We start from the raw sequence: 17,225 nt of genomic DNA, 5'->3' as shown, positions 1-17,225 counted from the left end.
TGATTAATCGAAATCGAATTCATTGCTTTCCAGGATAGGAACCTGACGAAGAAAATCGTCAAATTCTTTAGGATGGTTACTTTCTGCACCATAAGAATCGATAACCATACCTAAGTTTGCATCGGAATCTCTTACCACATACAATACGGCATTATCATCCGGATTACTCGGTCCTTCGAAACGATAGGTCTTGATGATCGTAAGATCATCCGGCTGATAGGTCTTTTCAGAATTATCGAGTTTCATTTCACATTGTTCGTTCATTCTGAACTCCCTGTGAATTCCCCGTTGTGTCAATCTTGTCATGACCTGACTTAATGTAGTCATCTGGTCGATATGTCCTGTACCTTCCATAATAATATTTCTATTGTAAAGTACAAGAATCAAACCATAAGAAAAAATAAAGCATAGGGATACCGTAATCGGTAAAAATAGCTTTTGTATTAACAAAAATTATTATATTCCTTATGGCAATAGGTATACTTTTTGCAGTAGAGGTCGTAATAAATCAGACAGAATATGAAAAAAGAAGTCGGAGTATTACTGGCAGGAGGAGTAGGTCTTCTGGCGGTGTTAAGTATCATCGGAATTAAAAAAATACTGGAAAGAAAAGATAAAAGATATCATGATGCCTATTCAGATTATCACCGGCACTTTGATCAGAATGCCGCTGATGATGAGTATCATGGAATAGAATTCTATGCTTTGAAGTAGTATCTCGCTATATTTGATTTTAATTACATCCAGCACTGGAAAGTGTTGGTTTTTTTATGCAAAATTTTAACAGTAAAATCAATGGTAAAATCATTTTTACCGCTTACATTTACAGTTCGGATGCAGAAGAAAGATATCATAAAAGGTCAGGGCGCACAGCGGAATGTAACCAATCGTTTCGAAAGGTATACCTATGAACCGGAAGAGGAGGATCTGGAACCTGTAAAAACCGCTTTTACAGAAGTTTTCCCGAAAACCATCGTTAATCAGGTAAAAAGCGAAGATCTCCCGATGCAGTATTCGATGAATCCGTATCAGGGCTGTGAACACGGCTGTTCTTATTGTTTCGCACGGCCCACCCACGAATATTGGGGTTATAGTGCAGGCATTGATTTCGAGCGGAAGATTATGGTCAAAAAGAATGCTCCGGAACTGCTGGAAAAATTTTTCCGTAAGAGGGGATACCAGCCTGCCCCGATTCTTCTGTCCGGCAATACCGATTGTTACCAGCCTGCGGAAAGGCAGTTTGAAATCACCAGGAAGCTTCTGCAGGTATGTCTTGAATACCGCCATCCGGTTCATGTGCTTACCAAAAATGCATTGGTGCTGAGGGATCTCGATATCCTGAAACCGATGTCTGAACAGCAGCTCGTCTCTGTTTCGCTGAGCATTCCTACCCTCAATGAAGAACTTCGGAGGACCATGGAGCCCCGCACCAGCTCGGCCGCCAACAAGCTGAAAGCTATAGAAACCCTTTCACAAAACGGAATTCCTGTGAATATTATGGTAGCACCTGTTATTCCGGGCCTGAACAGTGATGAACCGCTGAATATCCTGAAAGCCGTTTCGGATGCCGGTGCGCAGAGCTTCGGCTATACCCTGGTAAGGCTGAATGATTCCGTGGAGCCTGTATTTGTACAGTGGATCGAATCCGCTTTTCCGGACCGTGCTCAGAAAGTACTGAACCTCATCCGTTCCATGCGCGGAGGAAAGCTGGGCGAAAAAAGGTACTTTGACCGGCAGAAAGGTGAGGGGAATATTGCAGAAATGATCCATACTACCTTCAGGGTCGGCAAAAAGAAGTTCTTTGAAGGAAAAGATTTCCCGGCCTTGTCAACTTCGGGCTTTACCGGAACGAAAGAGCAGCAATTGAGGTTTTTTGAGTAGGGGAAACTGGTCATAATCAATGACGGGGTAACGGTATCGGCCAATGTAAAGCCATCCATCGATCATTGTGTTTTATTGCCAGAAGCAACCTTTTTTTCCAGAGATTCAATTTTCTCTTTGAGCCATACAATTTCTTCCATTACTTTTTTATCGTCAAAACCCGGAGCATCTTCATAAATATCTTCAACTGTTGTACCGAGAAGTTCAGCAATTCTTCTCCATTCGGAATCTGATATTTTAATTTTTCCGGTCTCTCTTTTCTGATATTGCGTCTGGCTTATCTTTAAATAGGTGGCTATATCTGCCTGAGATATTTTCTTGGATTTGCGTATGGCAATCAGTTTATTCCTTTTCATTGGGTTATTAATTATTTTTAAAAATATGAATAAATCTTTGTATATTGAAATATTCAATATAAATCTTTGCTGTAGCACCCATTTTTATCTTTCTTACTATGAAGGCTATAGAGCTTCAATTTTTGGAAAATTGCATGAAAATTTTCTTTAGCTTTGAAACAGCAGAATTTAGAAAATGAAACATATTAAGAAACTTTCAAGAATGGAGGTAAAGAAAATTGACGGCGGTACACGATCAGGAGATGTCCTCAATAATTAAAAATCAAAAGCAATTGTATTATTGAAAAAACTATTTTTTTTAATGGTATTACTTTTTGCGACAACAAATCTATTGTTTTCGCAAAATCTCTCATTTATATACAAGGTGACCAGCCTTACCGGTGACCAGAAGAAATCTTCGAAAACTGAAAATTATTTCCTTGATATTTCAGGTACGGAATCCGTTTTCAGATCTGAATATGACCGCTATTATGATTCGTTACGGGAAAGAACGGGAAAAGGATTAGATACACCTCTGGATTTTGATCAGTTGTACAGCCGTAAGGATAAAAGTAAAATCTATAAGACGGTCACGGTTCCTCTGGTTATGGATACCTATGATATTTTCATTGAAGAAAAATTAAACTGGAAATTGCTGAACGATATGGCTACCGTTGCAGGTGTAAAGTGTCAGAAAGCAACCGTAGCATATGGTGGCAGGACCTGGGAAGCATGGTTTGGGAAAAGCATTGCTCTACAGGAAGGGCCTTATATATTTCATGGATTGCCCGGGCTTATTGTGCGGATTGCTGATACGGATAGCAATTTCATCTTTAGTCTCATCAGCTATAAGAAGATAACAGGATCTGTATTTTTTCCGCCCAAGAAAGGTAAAGCACTTACTTTTCCTGTTTTCAGAACGTTAGAAGAAAATTTTTACCGTCAGCCGTTTGCCGAGCTTGAAAGAAGCGGATTAAAACTTATGGTTACAGATGAAAATAATAATAAGATGTCATGGGATTCCCGCGAGATGTCAAAGAAAATGCAGAAAACGCTAAAGGAACATAATAATCCACCAGAAATCGATTACAGGCCGCACTTTAAATAATCTGCTTTACATTCAATTCAAATCATTATAAGCAGAAATGGCTTTCGTTAGTATGGCTTTCTCATATAATTTCTTATACTCTGTGTAAAACGGATAAAGACAGAGGTTCTTTGTAATGTCAATGATTGTGAATGGTAAAATTCAAGCTGAAATTACGTTTCAACATAAACCTGAATGATAATAATTCTAACAAAAAGGAAATATAGGCTTTAAAAAGCTTTAATTTCAAGGCTCTATCAATCAAACTGTTTCATATATTTGATTGTCAATAACGACACCAATCAAATAACATTTTACCTATGAAAAATTTCAAAAAACTTCAGAGAAACGAGTTGAAAAATGTAACCGGTGGATTTGAACAGCCGTCAGGAGATTACAAATGCTGCTGGGAAGGAACGAATAACTGCAGTACTTCTGTACACCATGATCATGGCACAGGCGGTGAGTTGACATGCGTTAAGGGAGCCGTTTTAACTCCTGCTTAGTATCAATCTCAGGCTGTCATTTTTGACAGCCTTTTTTTAGTGTACATTTACGTATGAGAATATTTATTGTTTTTCTTTTTATTTTCAGCTTCAGCTTATCCAACGCACAGGCTACCCGGATTGTTTATGAATATTTCTTTATTCCCGATACGAATGACCGGAAAAGTGTGCGTAATGAATATATGCTCCTTGATATACAGGAGGATGGCTCCGACTTTTACAGCTACCGGAATTATGTCGTTGATTCCACAGCCTTGGCTCATACGAAAAAGGGACTGCATTATATGCCGCCGAACCGCGAGTATATTGATTTAAGAATCCTGAAAAACCGGATTGCAGATCAAGTTCACATGATTACGAAAGTAGGCTCTGTTGTATATGATGTGGAAGATCCCCGTAAGCCTGAATGGAAAATTACGAATATGAAATCAGAAATTCTTGGACATACCGTTACAAGTGCAGAGACAAATTTTGGTGGCAGGAACTGGGTTGCCTGGTTTGCCCCGGATTTTCCGGTCCAGGAAGGACCTTATAAATTCAGAGGGCTGCCTGGGTTGATCCTGAAACTGGAGGACACTCAAAAAAATCATGTGTTTACGGCCACACAGATCGTAAAACTGAAAGACCAACAGGAATACCCGTTAACTGACAATTCAACGCCAGTAAAAAAGATTTCCATTGCTGACCTTAAAAAAATAATAACGGAATACCGGAAGGATCCGTTAAAAAACCTGAGGGGAAGATATCCGGACCAGGCGGACAGTGAAGGAAATTTCAGGACCGGGGAACAGGTTTTCAGGGATGAGGAAAAACGTTTTAAAGAAAGAATTAAAAAAGATAACAATATCCTGGAAATAGATCTGTTGGATCACCTGTAAGCGGATAAAAAAGCACTCCGGACAATAACAGGAACCTGAATCGTTCTGCTACAAAAGAAAAACCGCTCCTGAAGGAACGGTTTTATATTTTTGAGTATCATCCTAGATTGAATCATCCGGACATTTGAAGTCATCGCTGCATGCTGTACAGATTACTGTATTGCCACAGGCATACACACAGAATTCAGGCTCCGGAAGTGTTTTGATTCCTCCTGCTCCTTTAATGTTCTTTAACTGGCTTTTGTCTAGTTTTTTTAGATTTTTCATATTGTTTTAATTAAAAATTTGATAGTATGGTAAAGATAGGTAAAAAATAAATAAGTCAATATAGTGTGGTATATTTTAATCTGAAATTTTGCTACACGTAAATTAAGTATAGGTAAAAATTTGATAATTAATACAATACATCTTATTTTTACAGCCAGTTGAAAAACCTGTGGTATTGAATAATAAGGTATTGGAAATAAGAGGATGAAATCATGAGAAATTTCCAGACAAAGTTATCAACCGGATGAGGCCACGGAATCGGATGGCCGGATCTGCCTGAAATAAAGGGTTGCATACGACAGATTATGTCAACCTGTAGATTTCGGAAGCAGTATCCGTTGACATCCTGATCCGACATGACAAAAAAGAAAATAGCAATGACAAATCTTATCAGGAAAGGAAAGATGCTCATCATATTCCTGTTTTCATATCCTTATACTGCACAGAAAATTACGGTGGAAAATAAAACGGCGTTTCCCGTATCGCTGCAGTATTTACAAAAGAAAGTAAAGCTTGAAATCAATCAGAAGGCAACAATCAGTGAAAAAAGAAGGGTAGGGAAAATATCGGTAATTTCAGCAAATACTCCGGAAAAGGGGACTGAGATTACGTTGTTTTTACATCCTGAAGAATCATTGGGCATCTCTGTCAAGTCTGACAGTATTGTTTTCAAAGGGGAGAAGGCAGCCCTGCATAACTACGTTTTCCGGCACCTGATGACAGAGCTCAGCATGAAAATTTTTGAATACCAGAAGTATTACGGAAAGAATGATGCGGCCGGATTTATACGGATCTCGGAGTCAGCTTTGGAGGCAGTCCTTAAAAAAGCCGAGCAGATGAACCGTTCGCCGGCAGGAAGGGAGGATCTGTTTTTTAAAGAAATAGAAGCGAAGGCAAAAGAACGTTGGTTCTTTACCGTATTCGTATGTATCAACAGTGGAACATTAGATCTTACAGGAAAGGAACTGATGCTCTATTACTATGAGAAATATTTTAAAAAGAATATAGCGGGCTATACCTGTAATTCCGGGACGGATTACGATATTCTCAGGAAATATGCTGTCAGCCGGAAGCTGCTGAAGTTACAGTTACCCGTATATGAGATTATCGAGCATACTGATGATGATGAGATCAACCGTTACCTGCCGGTAAAATGCCAGGAGTTCTATTTCAGGGAGCGCTATCATTTTCTTACCCATCGCCATGATATTAGGGCAGAGCAGTATAAAAAGATTCTGGCCGAAAAATTCCACGTTATATTATAAAAAAAATAAAACCGGGTCCATCGGCCCGGTTTGGTAGTTATTTTTTGATCAGTCCAAGCTCAATCAGCCTTTCATGTAAAAATTCGCCTGCCGTTGTATCTTCATACAGCTTCGGATGGTTTTCATCCACACAGTTTTCCAGTGCATTGAGTGGCATGGAGCTTACGGGATGCATGAAGAACGGAATGGAATATCTTGATGTCCCCCACAATTCCCTCGGCGGATTAACCACTCTGTGAATGGTGGATTTCAGCCTGTTATTCGTGTGTCTGGACAGCATATCACCAACGTTGATCATCAGTTCGTCCGGTTCGGCAATGGCATCGATCCATTCTCCTTTGTGGTTCTGCACCTGAAGTCCTTTTCCCTGGGAACCCATCAGCAGGGTAATCAGGTTAATGTCTCCGTGGGCTGCAGCTCTTACTGCGTCATCCGGCTCCTCCGTAATCGGCGGGTAGTGAATCGGCCTTAAAATAGAATTTCCTTCTGCAATTTTATCGTCAAAATAAAATTCATCCAGCCCAAGATAGAGTGCCAATGCTCTCAGGACATATTGTCCTGTTTTTTCCAGCATCTGGTAGGCCTCTTTTCCAACTTCGTTGAACTTGGGAAGTTCTTCAACCGTAACATTGTCGGGATATTCATCTTTGTACCGGGAATCTTCAGACACATATTGTCCGAAATGCCAGAATTCCTTCAGGTCTCCCTTCTTAAAGCCTTTTGCCGTTTCCTTCCCGAAGCCGACATAGCCGCGCTGGCCTCCGATTCCGGGAATCTCGTACTTCCGTTTCGTTTCTGTAGGCAGCTCAAAAAAGTTTTTTACCTCCCCATAGAGTTCATCCACCAATTCGTCATCAAGAAAATGGCCTTTTAAGGCTACAAAACCAATTTCTTCATAAGCTTTTCCGATTTCATTTACAAATTTCTGTTTGCGTTCCGGGTCACCCGAAAGGAAATCACGCAGGTCTACACTAGGTATTTTGTCCATTTTTAGAAATTTACGAACCGCTAAATTACCGATTTTTAAATTAAATTCTTTTTTATGTTAAGTATTTATCAAGTAAATTTGCTCTATGAAAAAATATTCTTCCAAAAGAAGTATTCAGATACTGGCGCATCTTTTTCAGCAATACGGAATTTCAGATATCATTATTTCACCGGGATCCAGGAATGCCCCTCTGGCCATCCACTTTTCGGAAGTGGACGGCTTCAACTGTTTCAGTATTGTGGACGAAAGAAGTGCTGCTTTTGTAGGAATGGGCATGGCAATGAGCCATAAAAAACCGGTAGCCATTACCTGTACCAGCGGTTCTGCGGCGGCCAATTACTATCCTGCGGTGACCGAAGCCTTTTATTCGAATATCCCGATGCTGATCCTCACTGCGGACCGGCCAATGGATTATGTGGATATTTTTGACGGGCAGACCATCAGGCAGAACCAGCTCTACCACCAGCATTCCTATGGCGACTTCCAGCTCCTGGAAGACAGTAAGGAAAATGCGGAAGAGCTCAATTTTGACACCATTAAAAAAGCCATTGAGCTCTGTTTTGAAAAGCAGGGCCCGGTACATATCAATATTCCGCTGGAAGAACCTTTATATGAACTGATCTCTGAGCTGCCGACGTTTCCGGACGTGGAGAAAACCATCCGGCAGAAAGAGTATGAACTTCCTTCAATGCTGATCGCTGACTGGCATACTTCCCAGCGAATCATGATCCTGGTAGGAACCCGCGATTACAGCGCCGAGCTGGAAAACCAGCTGACCCAGCTGGTGAAAAATCATTCGGTGGTGGTACTCAGTGAAGCGAATTCCAACCTGCATCACGAAAAATTTTTCAGGCACATCGACCGCTATGTCTTTAACTTTACCGAGGAAGACTACAGGACCTATGCGCCCGATCTACTGATTACGGTAGGGCAGAACGTGGTTTCCAAAAAAGTGAAGCAGTTCCTGAGAAAAGCCAAGCCGAAGCAGCACTGGCATGTGGATCCGTTCTGGCAGCCGGATACCTACTTTGCCCTTACCGAGAACATCGAAGTGAAGCCGGAAGTCTTTTTTGCCAAGCTACTGAAGTCAGTCAGCCTGGAGCCGAGGCCTTATTTTAACCTTTGGGACGTCCTTAAAGACAAGAAGGATGCAAAACACGAAATGTTTCTGAATACAGTGCCGTTTTCAGATTTCTATTTTTTCCACAGGACTTCACAGACGATTCCTGAAAATTACAATGTCCATTTCAGCAACAGTTCAGCCATCCGCTACGCACAGCTGTTCGATTACGGAAAGAGAAAAATCTATTGCAACCGGGGAACCAGCGGCATCGACGGATCTACATCCACCGCAATGGGCTTTGCTATAAAAAATACTGCACCTACCTTATTAATCACCGGTGACTTAAGCTTCTTTTATGACATCAACGGGCTATGGAACCAGTACATTCCGCCTTTTGTAAGAATTATCATCTTCAATAACGGGGAAGGGAACATCTTTAAGATCATTCCCGGACCGGGCAATGCCAACCCGAATGCCCTGGATGAATTCATTGCCACCAAGCATCATAAAAATGCCGAGCACCTGGCTAAACATTTTGGGTTTACCTATACGAAAGTAGATGAAGAAGCTACGCTGGAAAGGGTACTTGAGAATTTCTTCAAGCCGGATGTCCAGCCTAAAATACTGGAGGTGAATACCTACGGCAAGAATAACGCAGACATCCAGAAAGCTTATTTTAATTTTTTAAAAGAAAATTAAATTCAATTTAATTTAACCTTCCTCCAGCCCTGGAATAAGGGCCGGCTACTTTTTCTGGCAGGGATAATTTTGTGAACGGATGGGCATGGTTTCTTTTCAACGTATCAATATCATCAGGGATTTTCTTCCAAAATCCACTGCAGTGCCTGTTGGAAATGACCAGAAATGTAACCGCCCGGACTATATAAAGCATGCTTCTTCAGATTCCCGCGTGCAGCCATCAGCCCATACAAATAGACTAAACGGCCTGCCGCAATGGAATTGATGATCTGTACAGGATGCGCAGTGTATTCATGACAATAAAAGGTTGCAGGAAAATGCTGCCATATCGGATTTAAAGGTCTGTATATTCTTCGTTGCCGGGAAGATTGATGATCTTTTCCATGGGATAAATGAAATTTTCACTAAAACCGTTCATGGCATTGATAATCTGGAAATGGGAAAACGCTTTCAGATTCTGCAGCGTAATCTCTGCTTCCCTGATTTTCTTCTGTTTCAGCAGGTACTGCCGCTGGACACCGTTCAGGAGATAGGAGGCCGGCGTAAACCATTCTTTGCCTTTTTTAAACAGCAGGTTACTGTAAGACGTATCGGTAATATGGTTGTTTTTTACAATGATGATTTCTTCGGCCCTGGCTTTCATCTTCATTCTTTCAAGCTCTTTGCGGTCTTCAAACTTAAAGGAATAATCATAACTGTTGTTCTCTACCAGCTGGAAAGAATGGATTTCCGGTAAGGCATAAGGAATGAGCTGGGTACGGATCTTTTTATCCAGATCATAGACAATACGGAGCTTGAAAAGCCCGTCACCGTCATTTTCCAGGTTTTTATAGATCTTGGAAAGGTCAATGGAACCTTCTTTCCCGAAGTGGGCGAAAGTCCGGTCTACACGGTTCTGATGGAATTCCAGCAGGGAAATTTCCCGGTCTTCTATTTTAATGCTTTCAATGAATTGGGACATAGATTTTATTTTTCATTTCCTGATACTCGTCTTCAGATCTGCTCAGGTGGGTAATTCCGCCGCCGCTTTTGAAGTACAGCTTATCGTCTTCCTTTTCTATAAAACGGATCATGACGCAGCTGTCGAGGTTCCTGCCGTCAAACCATCCGCAGACACCGGTATAATATCCCCGTTCATACCCTTCCGCCTCAAGGATAATTTCAAGGGTTCTGGGTTTCGGAGCTCCTAAGATGGAACCTGCCGGCACCAGCTTCTGAAGGATGCTCCCGATCTTTCCGAGGTACTCAGGCTTTACGGTTCCTGAAATCTCCGAGCTCATGGCATACAGGTCTTTCTGCCGTGTCTTGATGAAATCGATGTGCTGGAAGCGGTCTACTTTTACCTCATCCGCTACCATGCTGAGATCGTTTCTGAGCAGATCCACTACCGTATAGTGCTCGGCTTTTTCCTTTCTGTCGTTTTTCAGCAGCTCGGCGGCATTTTCCAGGGCGGCATCAATAGTGCCTTTCATGGGATAGGTAAAAATTTTACCGTCAGTAATCTTGATAAAAGTTTCAGGAGAAAAAAATACGAAAAAATCTTTATAATATACCTTATATTTCGCACTTGATTGAAAAAATATTTCTTCAAGGCTCAGGTTGGTTTCAATTCGGGTTTTCCGGGTATAATTTACAAGGTATGAGTTCCCCAGCCGGATATTTTCCTGGACAATACGGAAGCCCTCATTAAAATGTTCCAGGGTTTCCGGGTAAGATTTCCATTCCACCGGTTGATCCGGTACGGGCTTCGGCTGTACATTGGAAAAACCCTGAAAGTCGATAAGAAGCCCGTTTTCCTCAATTTCACTCTCCGTAAATACCTCTACACGCTCCGCAAGGAAGTCGACGATAAAGAAAAAAGGAACTTCCGCAAGGGAAAGCCGGTCCATTTCCACAAATTTTTGCTGATTCACTGAAAACATTCCGCAAAATTAATTATTGATGATTACTTTTGCACAAAATTTTTTAATGGAAAACAGATATCCACAGAAACCGGGACTCGATCTGCTTTTGAAGCAGGCATTTTTTTACTGGAATAAAACACTGGTGTACCAGCTGATGTTTTCGGTCATTTATTTTGCCGTTTTTTTTACCGCTTTCTTTTTCTTTGCTACCCGGTACGGGATCTGGGATCAGCAGCAGGAGCTGATAGATGCTTTCCGGCAAGGTACGGAAGCGTATCTGGCCAAAGCAGCGGAACTTGGTGAATCAGAGAATTCACAGTATTTCAACCTGGCGTTTCTGGGAACGCTGGTATTTCTCTATCCGCTGAACCTGGGACTGTTTAAGATTTTCAGGAAAATTGATCTGAATGAGAAACCGGAAATCGGTGATCTTTTTGCAGGATATAACGGGCTCAACTTTTTTAGATATACCTCGTATTATCTTTTCTGGATGGTTATTTATCTGTTCACTTTCAGGCTTGTCATTCTGCCTCTGGTATGGGTATGCCTTACCATTTTTGTAGCGCCGATGATGTTTTTTATGAATAAAACCATCTTTGAATCCATTTCGCTGAATTTTAAAGCGATGAAGATGTATTTTCTGGAAATACTGGTTTGTGTACTGGTTGCCGTGATTTTCAGATACATTGGGTTTGCCGTTTTCTTCATCGGAGGTCTTTTCACTTTTCCGTTCTGGAATGCCATGATTTATTCCCTGTATAAAACGATCTTTTCAGAGAAAAATTAAATTTTCATGGGTGTGGTGGTTGTTTCTTATAAAAAAAGTAAATTTGAGAGAACAACATTAAAAAAATTTACACCATGTCAGAATTTAATGAATTTGACCAGCAGGGTTCTGTTCCGGAGAGAAATACAGGATCCGTTATCTCGCATGCCTTTGAAATGTACAAAGGTGTTTTTCCTTATGCTATCGTAGCCATGATTGTTTACATCCTCGGAGGTTTTCTCATACAGATGCTGAGCGGATTCAATTCTGCAGAAATGGCGGAAGATATGAGAAGCTATGGCAACGACTTATCCGGATACAGCATTTGGAGAGCCCCCGGGTTTACGCTTTACCTTTCTTTGTCGTGGCTGCTGGGGTTGTTCCTTGCTCCTTTGTATGTAGGGCTGATTTATATGGTGAATAAGTACAATACCAAAACGCCTATAGAATTTTCAGACCTGTTTGTAGGCTATCGCCAGAATTTCGTAAATATCTTAATCTATAGTGTGCTTTCAGGAATCATCTCTTCCATTGCCGCTTTTTTCTGTGTTATTCCTGTATTTTTCGTGTATCCGCTGCTGATGCTCGGGTATCCCATTTTGTTATTTGAAAACGCTTCCGCCACAGAGGCGCTCAGCAAGACATTTGCCATTGCCAAGGAAAATTACGGCACGTTTTTAGGAGCGACCATTTTGGGATTTATAATTTCTGTTGCAGGGGTTATACTGTGCGGAATCGGGATTATTGTTACGGCACCTTTTATTATGGTGGTAATGTATTCCCTGTATTGCGCATTTCTCGGTAAGCCAAGACAAATAATCTATAAAAAATAATGAATAAGGAAGAACAAATCAGCAGTGTAAAAATAAAGCAGGTAGCATTACTGGCTATTATTTTGGTAATGGTTGGGCTTATCTGCTTTAACCTCGCGCTTTTCATCCCTTCGGTATTGGGAGCTATCACGATTTACGTGGTTTGCCGGAAGTATAATTTCTACCTTCAGGAAGAGAAAAAGTGGAAGCCATGGGCTGCAGCTCTTGTTCTGATGCTTGCCAGTATCATCATCATTGTTCTTCCTGTCTATTTTATCGGCGACCTGCTGATTGAGAAAATGGGAAATGCACAGGCCTATATGAGCAAATTCAATGTGTTCCTGGAGAAAATACATACCTATATCTATTCAAAGTTTAAATTTGATATCCTCAGTAAAGAGAATATGGATAAACTCAAGGGTACGGTAGGGCAATTTTCTACACGGGCGCTGAGCGGTACGGTAAATACCCTTACCGTGATTGCTTCTATGTATTTTATCCTGTATTTTATGCTGGAGAAACCGAGGTTTTTTGAAAGGATCCTAGCTTCGTCCGCCCCGCTGAAGCGCTCCAATGTCTCTCTGATCGGCGAGAAAATGAGAAAGCTTACCATGGCGAATGCTATCGGGATCCCGGTAGTGGCGTTAGGACAGGGAATCGTAGCCCTGGTAGGTTACTTTATTTTCGGAGCACCCAGCCCTATATTATTATTTGCCTTAACTGCTGCTACTTCCATGATACCTGTCGTTGGAGCTGCCATCATCTATGGTCCTATCTGTATCTTTATGATTGCAGAGGGGAATACGGGAGCCGGGCTGGGACTGGCTGCTTACTGTGTCATTGTTGTCGGGCTTACGGATAACTTGCTGCGTTTCACCCTGCTTAAAAAACTGGAAGACATCCATCCTCTGAACACCGTTTTCGGAATCATCATGGGAATGAATCTTTTCGGGTTTATGGGCCTTATTTTCGGGCCTATCATGGTGTCGTTAACCCTGTTGCTGATCCAGGTGTACAGGGACGAATTTTCAGATGACGATACTCCGGAACTGGAAATTCCCGATAAAAACAAGGGACTGGAAACGAAAGTGGATTTAATACTGTAATGAAAAGATCAACTGAAATATGACAGAAGGAATAAACCCTGAAATCCTAAAGGAAATATGTATAGTAAAAATGCCGTTTGGAAAATACCAGGGAACGGTGCTGGCTGATCTTCCGGTGAGTTACCTGGAATGGTTCCAGCGGCAGGGAATGCCGAAAGGAAAACTGCGAATGCAGCTGGCTACGGTCTATGAAATAAAACTCAATGGCCTGACCGATCTGCTGATTCCTATCCGCAGGTCCGTCAGAAACGGATGAACCGGAGTTTTTTTTAGTAAACCTTACCGTAAATTCTTAAGTATATAAAGAAAAAGAGACTGTCTGCAAACAGTCTCTTTTCATTTATCCTTTTAGTGCTGCAATTTCATCCCTCAGCTTGGCCGCTTTGATGAAATCCAGGTTTTTGGCAGCCATCTCCATCTCTTTCTGCTTTTGGGCAATTGCCTTTTCCATATCTTCTGAAGTATAGCTGGCCTTGGCTTCCGCTACTTTCTGGAGGATTTCCTTCTGGGTATATTTTTCATCCGGGAAATCCTTGCTTCTTCCTACCAGGGCTTCAGAAATCTTTTTATTCAATGCGACCGGCACTTTGCCGTGTTTTTCGTTGTACTCCATCTGCTTGGCCCGCCGGTACTCGGTTTCATCAAGGGTAGCCTGCATGGATTTGGTAATTTTATCGGCATACATGATGGCTCTTCCGTTGAGGTTACGGGCAGCCCGGCCGACCGTCTGGATCATGGATCTCCTGCTTCTCAGCATTCCTTCCTTATCTGCATCCAGAATGGCTACCAGTGAAACTTCCGGTAAGTCAAGCCCTTCTCTCAATAAGTTAACCCCGATCAGGACATCGAAAAGTCCGACCCTGAGATCCTGCATGATCTGGATCCGTTCCAGGGTTTCCACATCCGAATGGATATACCGGGTCCGGATACCGAATTTCGTAAAATATTTGGTCAGCTCTTCAGCCATTTTTTTAGTCAGGGTAGTTACCAGTACCCTTTCATCCAGATCCGCTCTTTTCTGGATTTCCTCCATCAGGTCGTCGATCTGGTTGATCGTAGGACGGATCTCGATCACCGGATCCAGCAGGCCTGTAGGCCGGATAATCTGCTCGATATAGGCACCTCCTGTTTTTTCCAGCTCATAATCTGCCGGCGTTGCCGAAACATAGATCACCTGGTTCTGGATGGCTTCGAATTCCTCGAATTTCAACGGGCGGTTGTCCATGGCAGCCGGCAGCCTGAATCCGTATTCTACCAAAGCCTCCTTCCGGCTCCGGTCGCCTCCGTACATGGCGTGGACCTGAGGAACGGTAACGTGGCTTTCATCAATCACCATCAGGTAATCTTTAGGGAAATAATCCAGCAGGCAGAACGGCCGGCTTCCCGGAATCCTTCCGTCCAGATACCGCGAATAATTTTCGATTCCGGAGCAGTAGCCCAGTTCCTTGATCATCTCAAGGTCCAGTTCGGTCCTTTCCTGAAGCCTTTTGGCTTCCAGCGGCTTTTCGACTTCGTTAAAGAAGTCCACCTGTTTCACCAGGTCGTCCTGAATATTCCGGATCGCTCCGTTCAGGGTATCTTTTGACGTGACAAAGAGATTGGCCGGATAAATCTGGATCTGCTCAAAATTTGCTGTGACGTTTCCTGTAACCGGATCAAAGCTCTGGATTTTTTCAATTTCATCACCGAAGAACTGGATCCTGACAGCAGTATCGGCATAGGCAGGAAACACGTCGATAACATCGCCTTTTACCCGGAATGTTCCCCTCTGGAATTCATTCAGGGTTCTGGAATATAAAGCATTAACCAAAGCATGCAAAAGCGCGGTACGGGTTACTTTTTCACCAATGGCTATGGAAATTAAGGATTTATGAAATTCCGTAGGGTTTCCGATACCGTAAATACAGGAAACCGATGCAACGATAAGCACGTCCCTTCTTCCGGACAGAAGGCTTGCCGTTGCCGAGAGCCTGAGTTTCTCCACCTCTTCATTGATGCTGAGGTCTTTCTCGATATAGGTACCACTGGTTGCTATATAAGCTTCCGGCTGGTAATAATCGTAATAACTTACAAAGTATTCAACGGCATTTTCCGGAAAGAATTCTTTAAACTCCATAAAGAGCTGGGCCGCTAAGGTTTTGTTGTGGGCCAGCACCAGGGTAGGCTTCTGGACATTGTTGACAACATTAGCCACGGTAAAGGTTTTTCCTGAACCGGTGACCCCAAGAAGCGTCTGGTATTTTTCCCCTATTTTAACGCCTTGAGTAAGCTTTTCAATAGCTTGTGGCTGATCGCCGGTTGGTTTATATTCTGATTGGATTTTAAACTGCATAGAAAATTGTGATCTTGTCTTATCTAACAAAAATACGAAAGAAATTCCTGATTAAGAAGCTTATCCCGCCTGAATTGAACCATGCACCCATAAAAAACCAGCACCCGGAAGGGTGCTGATGAAATTTACTGAAATGTCATGGCTAATGGTATTCTCATGGTATAATCTATCGGTTTTCCGTTCTTTTCAGCAGGCTTCCAGATGATATTTTCATTGGCCTTTCGAAAAGAAGCAATTACTTCAGCATTAAAAACTTCATTGCTTCCTGAGACTTTAAGGTCTTCTACATGCCCTTCTTCATTCACCACGTAGTAAACATCTGCCCTGACCAGGCCCTTCGTCTGTTCAGATTTTATTGCTGACGCATCGAATGAATTTGAGAATCGTCTCCTCAGTTCATTAATACCGCCCGGGAACTGCGGAAGCAGAATGTTGTCATCTTTTGCAACAGGATCTGTATTCTGTACAGGTTGCACGGGTATTTCCGCTATCTTTCCTTCTTTCGGCCGGATGGTGTCCTGTACTGTTTTTTCCTTTTCACTATCAATGCTTTCCGGCGTCTCAATGAATGGCTCCGGAACTTTATTCTTATCATTACCGGATGCCTCGCCGGTATTTTCAGGAACCGGATTTTTCAAGGGTCCTGAAAGTTCCTCTTGGATTTCCTTACTTATTTTTTCAACCGAATTGGCATAGGTCTTCTGCACAAAAAGGCCGAAAGCCATAAGAAGGGCCGGGAAGCTGATCAGTTTTTTAACGTCAGCCAGTCTGGATTTTCTGGTGTTCATCATAATAAATCGTTTTTGGGTGTTTTTAAAAGTGAATGTATGTGTAAGGTTATAGTTTTGAGCGGAAATAATTTCCTGTAAAATAAGGTTTTGGTAATCTTTTCTGTTGAATTCATGTTTCAGTACGGCTTCATCGGCAAGGAATTCATGGTTGGTGATCATAGCTTTTTTGTAAAGATAGACAGCAGGGTTGAACCAGGTAAAAATGCTGAAGAGCTCCGCCAGCAAAAGGTCCAGGCTGTGCCTCTGTTCCAGATGGCATTCTTCATGCAGGAATATCCTCTGATCAAGAATTCCTTTGGTAAAGTAGTTTTTCCCCAGATACACCGTGTCCCAGAAACTGAACGGCGAAAGGGGCTTCTCTGTAAGAACCATGCGCCGGCCCTGATACGTGATTTCATGGCCCTTCAGCCTCCGGATCTTGACGAAAGATGCGACAGCTTTTACAAAAAGGATCAGGGTCACGGTTCCGTAAATCATCCAAAAAAGGTCAGGCCAGTTAAAACTTTCCTGTACCGGACTGAGATCTAATGTTTTCAGGGTGGTTT

General features: G+C 42.2%; 17 protein-coding genes. 10 read left to right on the top strand and 7 right to left on the bottom strand.

Annotated features, from left to right (window positions below):
• Positions 1–3: 3 nt before the first annotated feature.
• Positions 4–354 (bottom strand): hypothetical protein, encoded by a 351-nt coding sequence (locus QZ735_RS10075; protein WP_294247704.1) that lies wholly within the window; start codon positions 352–354, stop codon positions 4–6.
• 165 nt (positions 355–519) lie between these two features.
• Here QZ735_RS10075 and QZ735_RS10070 point away from each other — a divergent pair, with 165 nt between their 5' ends.
• Together QZ735_RS10070 and QZ735_RS10065 are read left to right on the top strand one after the other, a co-directional pair.
• A complete protein-coding gene (locus QZ735_RS10070) occupies positions 520–714 on the top strand; it encodes a hypothetical protein (protein ID WP_294247701.1) in 195 nt (64 codons plus the stop codon).
• A gap of 120 nt (positions 715–834) precedes the next feature.
• Positions 835–1,881, top strand: a complete 1,047-nt coding sequence (locus tag QZ735_RS10065) for a PA0069 family radical SAM protein (RefSeq protein ID WP_294247699.1) — start codon at positions 835–837, stop codon at positions 1,879–1,881.
• A gap of 62 nt (positions 1,882–1,943) precedes the next feature.
• On the opposite strand, the gene QZ735_RS10060 is transcribed toward QZ735_RS10065, so the two are convergent.
• Positions 1,944–2,294: a helix-turn-helix transcriptional regulator gene (locus QZ735_RS10060; RefSeq protein ID WP_294247696.1), complete on the bottom strand. Its 351-nt coding sequence runs from the start codon at positions 2,292–2,294 to the stop codon at positions 1,944–1,946.
• Positions 2,295–2,517: 223 nt separating this feature from the next.
• Here QZ735_RS10060 and QZ735_RS10055 point away from each other — a divergent pair, with 223 nt between their 5' ends.
• The 3 genes from QZ735_RS10055 (at position 2,518) to QZ735_RS10045 (ending at position 6,219) form a co-directional block, all read left to right on the top strand.
• Positions 2,518–3,324 (top strand): GLPGLI family protein, encoded by an 807-nt coding sequence (locus QZ735_RS10055; protein ID WP_294247691.1) that lies wholly within the window; start codon positions 2,518–2,520, stop codon positions 3,322–3,324.
• Positions 3,325–3,862: 538 nt separating this feature from the next.
• On the top strand, positions 3,863–4,687 hold the full coding sequence (locus tag QZ735_RS10050) for a GLPGLI family protein (RefSeq protein ID WP_294247689.1): 825 nt from the start codon (positions 3,863–3,865) through the stop codon (positions 4,685–4,687).
• Between the two features lie 644 nt (positions 4,688–5,331).
• The gene (locus QZ735_RS10045; RefSeq protein ID WP_294247686.1) at positions 5,332–6,219 is read left to right on the top strand and encodes a hypothetical protein; all 888 of its coding nucleotides are present in this window, start codon (positions 5,332–5,334) and stop codon (positions 6,217–6,219) included.
• Positions 6,220–6,256: 37 nt separating this feature from the next.
• Here the strand turns inward: QZ735_RS10045 and QZ735_RS10040 are convergent, their stop codons facing one another.
• Positions 6,257–7,207, bottom strand: a complete 951-nt coding sequence (locus QZ735_RS10040) for a 2-oxoglutarate and iron-dependent oxygenase domain-containing protein (protein WP_294247683.1) — start codon at positions 7,205–7,207, stop codon at positions 6,257–6,259.
• An 85-nt stretch (positions 7,208–7,292) separates the two neighbouring features.
• Between QZ735_RS10040 and menD the strand changes: the two genes are divergently transcribed.
• The gene (gene menD, locus QZ735_RS10035) at positions 7,293–8,969 is read left to right on the top strand and encodes a 2-succinyl-5-enolpyruvyl-6-hydroxy-3-cyclohexene-1-carboxylic-acid synthase (protein ID WP_294247680.1); all 1,677 of its coding nucleotides are present in this window, start codon (positions 7,293–7,295) and stop codon (positions 8,967–8,969) included.
• A gap of 334 nt (positions 8,970–9,303) precedes the next feature.
• Here the strand turns inward: menD and QZ735_RS10030 are convergent, their stop codons facing one another.
• Both QZ735_RS10030 and QZ735_RS10025 read right to left on the bottom strand, forming a co-directional pair.
• A complete protein-coding gene (locus tag QZ735_RS10030; RefSeq protein WP_294247677.1) occupies positions 9,304–9,930 on the bottom strand; it encodes an aminotransferase class IV in 627 nt (208 codons plus the stop codon).
• A complete protein-coding gene (locus QZ735_RS10025) occupies positions 9,914–10,891 on the bottom strand; it encodes an aminodeoxychorismate synthase component I (protein WP_294247675.1) in 978 nt (325 codons plus the stop codon). Before QZ735_RS10025 ends, QZ735_RS10030 begins: the two co-directional genes overlap by 17 nt.
• A gap of 46 nt (positions 10,892–10,937) precedes the next feature.
• On the opposite strand from QZ735_RS10025, the gene QZ735_RS10020 reads away from it, so the two are divergent.
• The 4 genes from QZ735_RS10020 (at position 10,938) to QZ735_RS10005 (ending at position 13,813) form a co-directional block, all read left to right on the top strand.
• Complete coding sequence (locus QZ735_RS10020) at positions 10,938–11,660, top strand: hypothetical protein (RefSeq protein ID WP_294247673.1); 723 nt, start codon at positions 10,938–10,940, stop codon at positions 11,658–11,660.
• 74 nt (positions 11,661–11,734) lie between these two features.
• A complete protein-coding gene (locus QZ735_RS10015; RefSeq protein WP_294247670.1) occupies positions 11,735–12,472 on the top strand; it encodes a beta-carotene 15,15'-monooxygenase in 738 nt (245 codons plus the stop codon).
• Entirely contained in the window at positions 12,472–13,557 is a 1,086-nt protein-coding gene (locus tag QZ735_RS10010; RefSeq protein WP_294247669.1) for an AI-2E family transporter, read from the top strand. Before QZ735_RS10015 ends, QZ735_RS10010 begins: the two co-directional genes overlap by 1 nt.
• Positions 13,558–13,588: 31 nt before the next feature.
• Positions 13,589–13,813 (top strand): DUF3820 family protein, encoded by a 225-nt coding sequence (locus tag QZ735_RS10005; RefSeq protein WP_294247721.1) that lies wholly within the window; start codon positions 13,589–13,591, stop codon positions 13,811–13,813.
• A gap of 84 nt (positions 13,814–13,897) precedes the next feature.
• On the opposite strand, the gene uvrB is transcribed toward QZ735_RS10005, so the two are convergent.
• Positions 13,898–15,889, bottom strand: coding sequence for an excinuclease ABC subunit UvrB (gene uvrB / locus QZ735_RS10000; RefSeq protein ID WP_294247666.1), 1,992 nt, complete (start codon positions 15,887–15,889; stop codon positions 13,898–13,900).
• Between the two features lie 125 nt (positions 15,890–16,014).
• Positions 16,015–17,225, bottom strand: a 1,211-nt coding sequence (locus QZ735_RS09995; protein WP_294247663.1) for a M56 family metallopeptidase, incomplete at its 5' end; no start/stop codon positions are given.

It is taken from the genome of uncultured Chryseobacterium sp., from assembly GCF_913776365.1.
Classification (GTDB): domain Bacteria; phylum Bacteroidota; class Bacteroidia; order Flavobacteriales; family Weeksellaceae; genus Chryseobacterium.
This window is presented reverse-complemented; position numbering and strand designations above follow the sequence as displayed.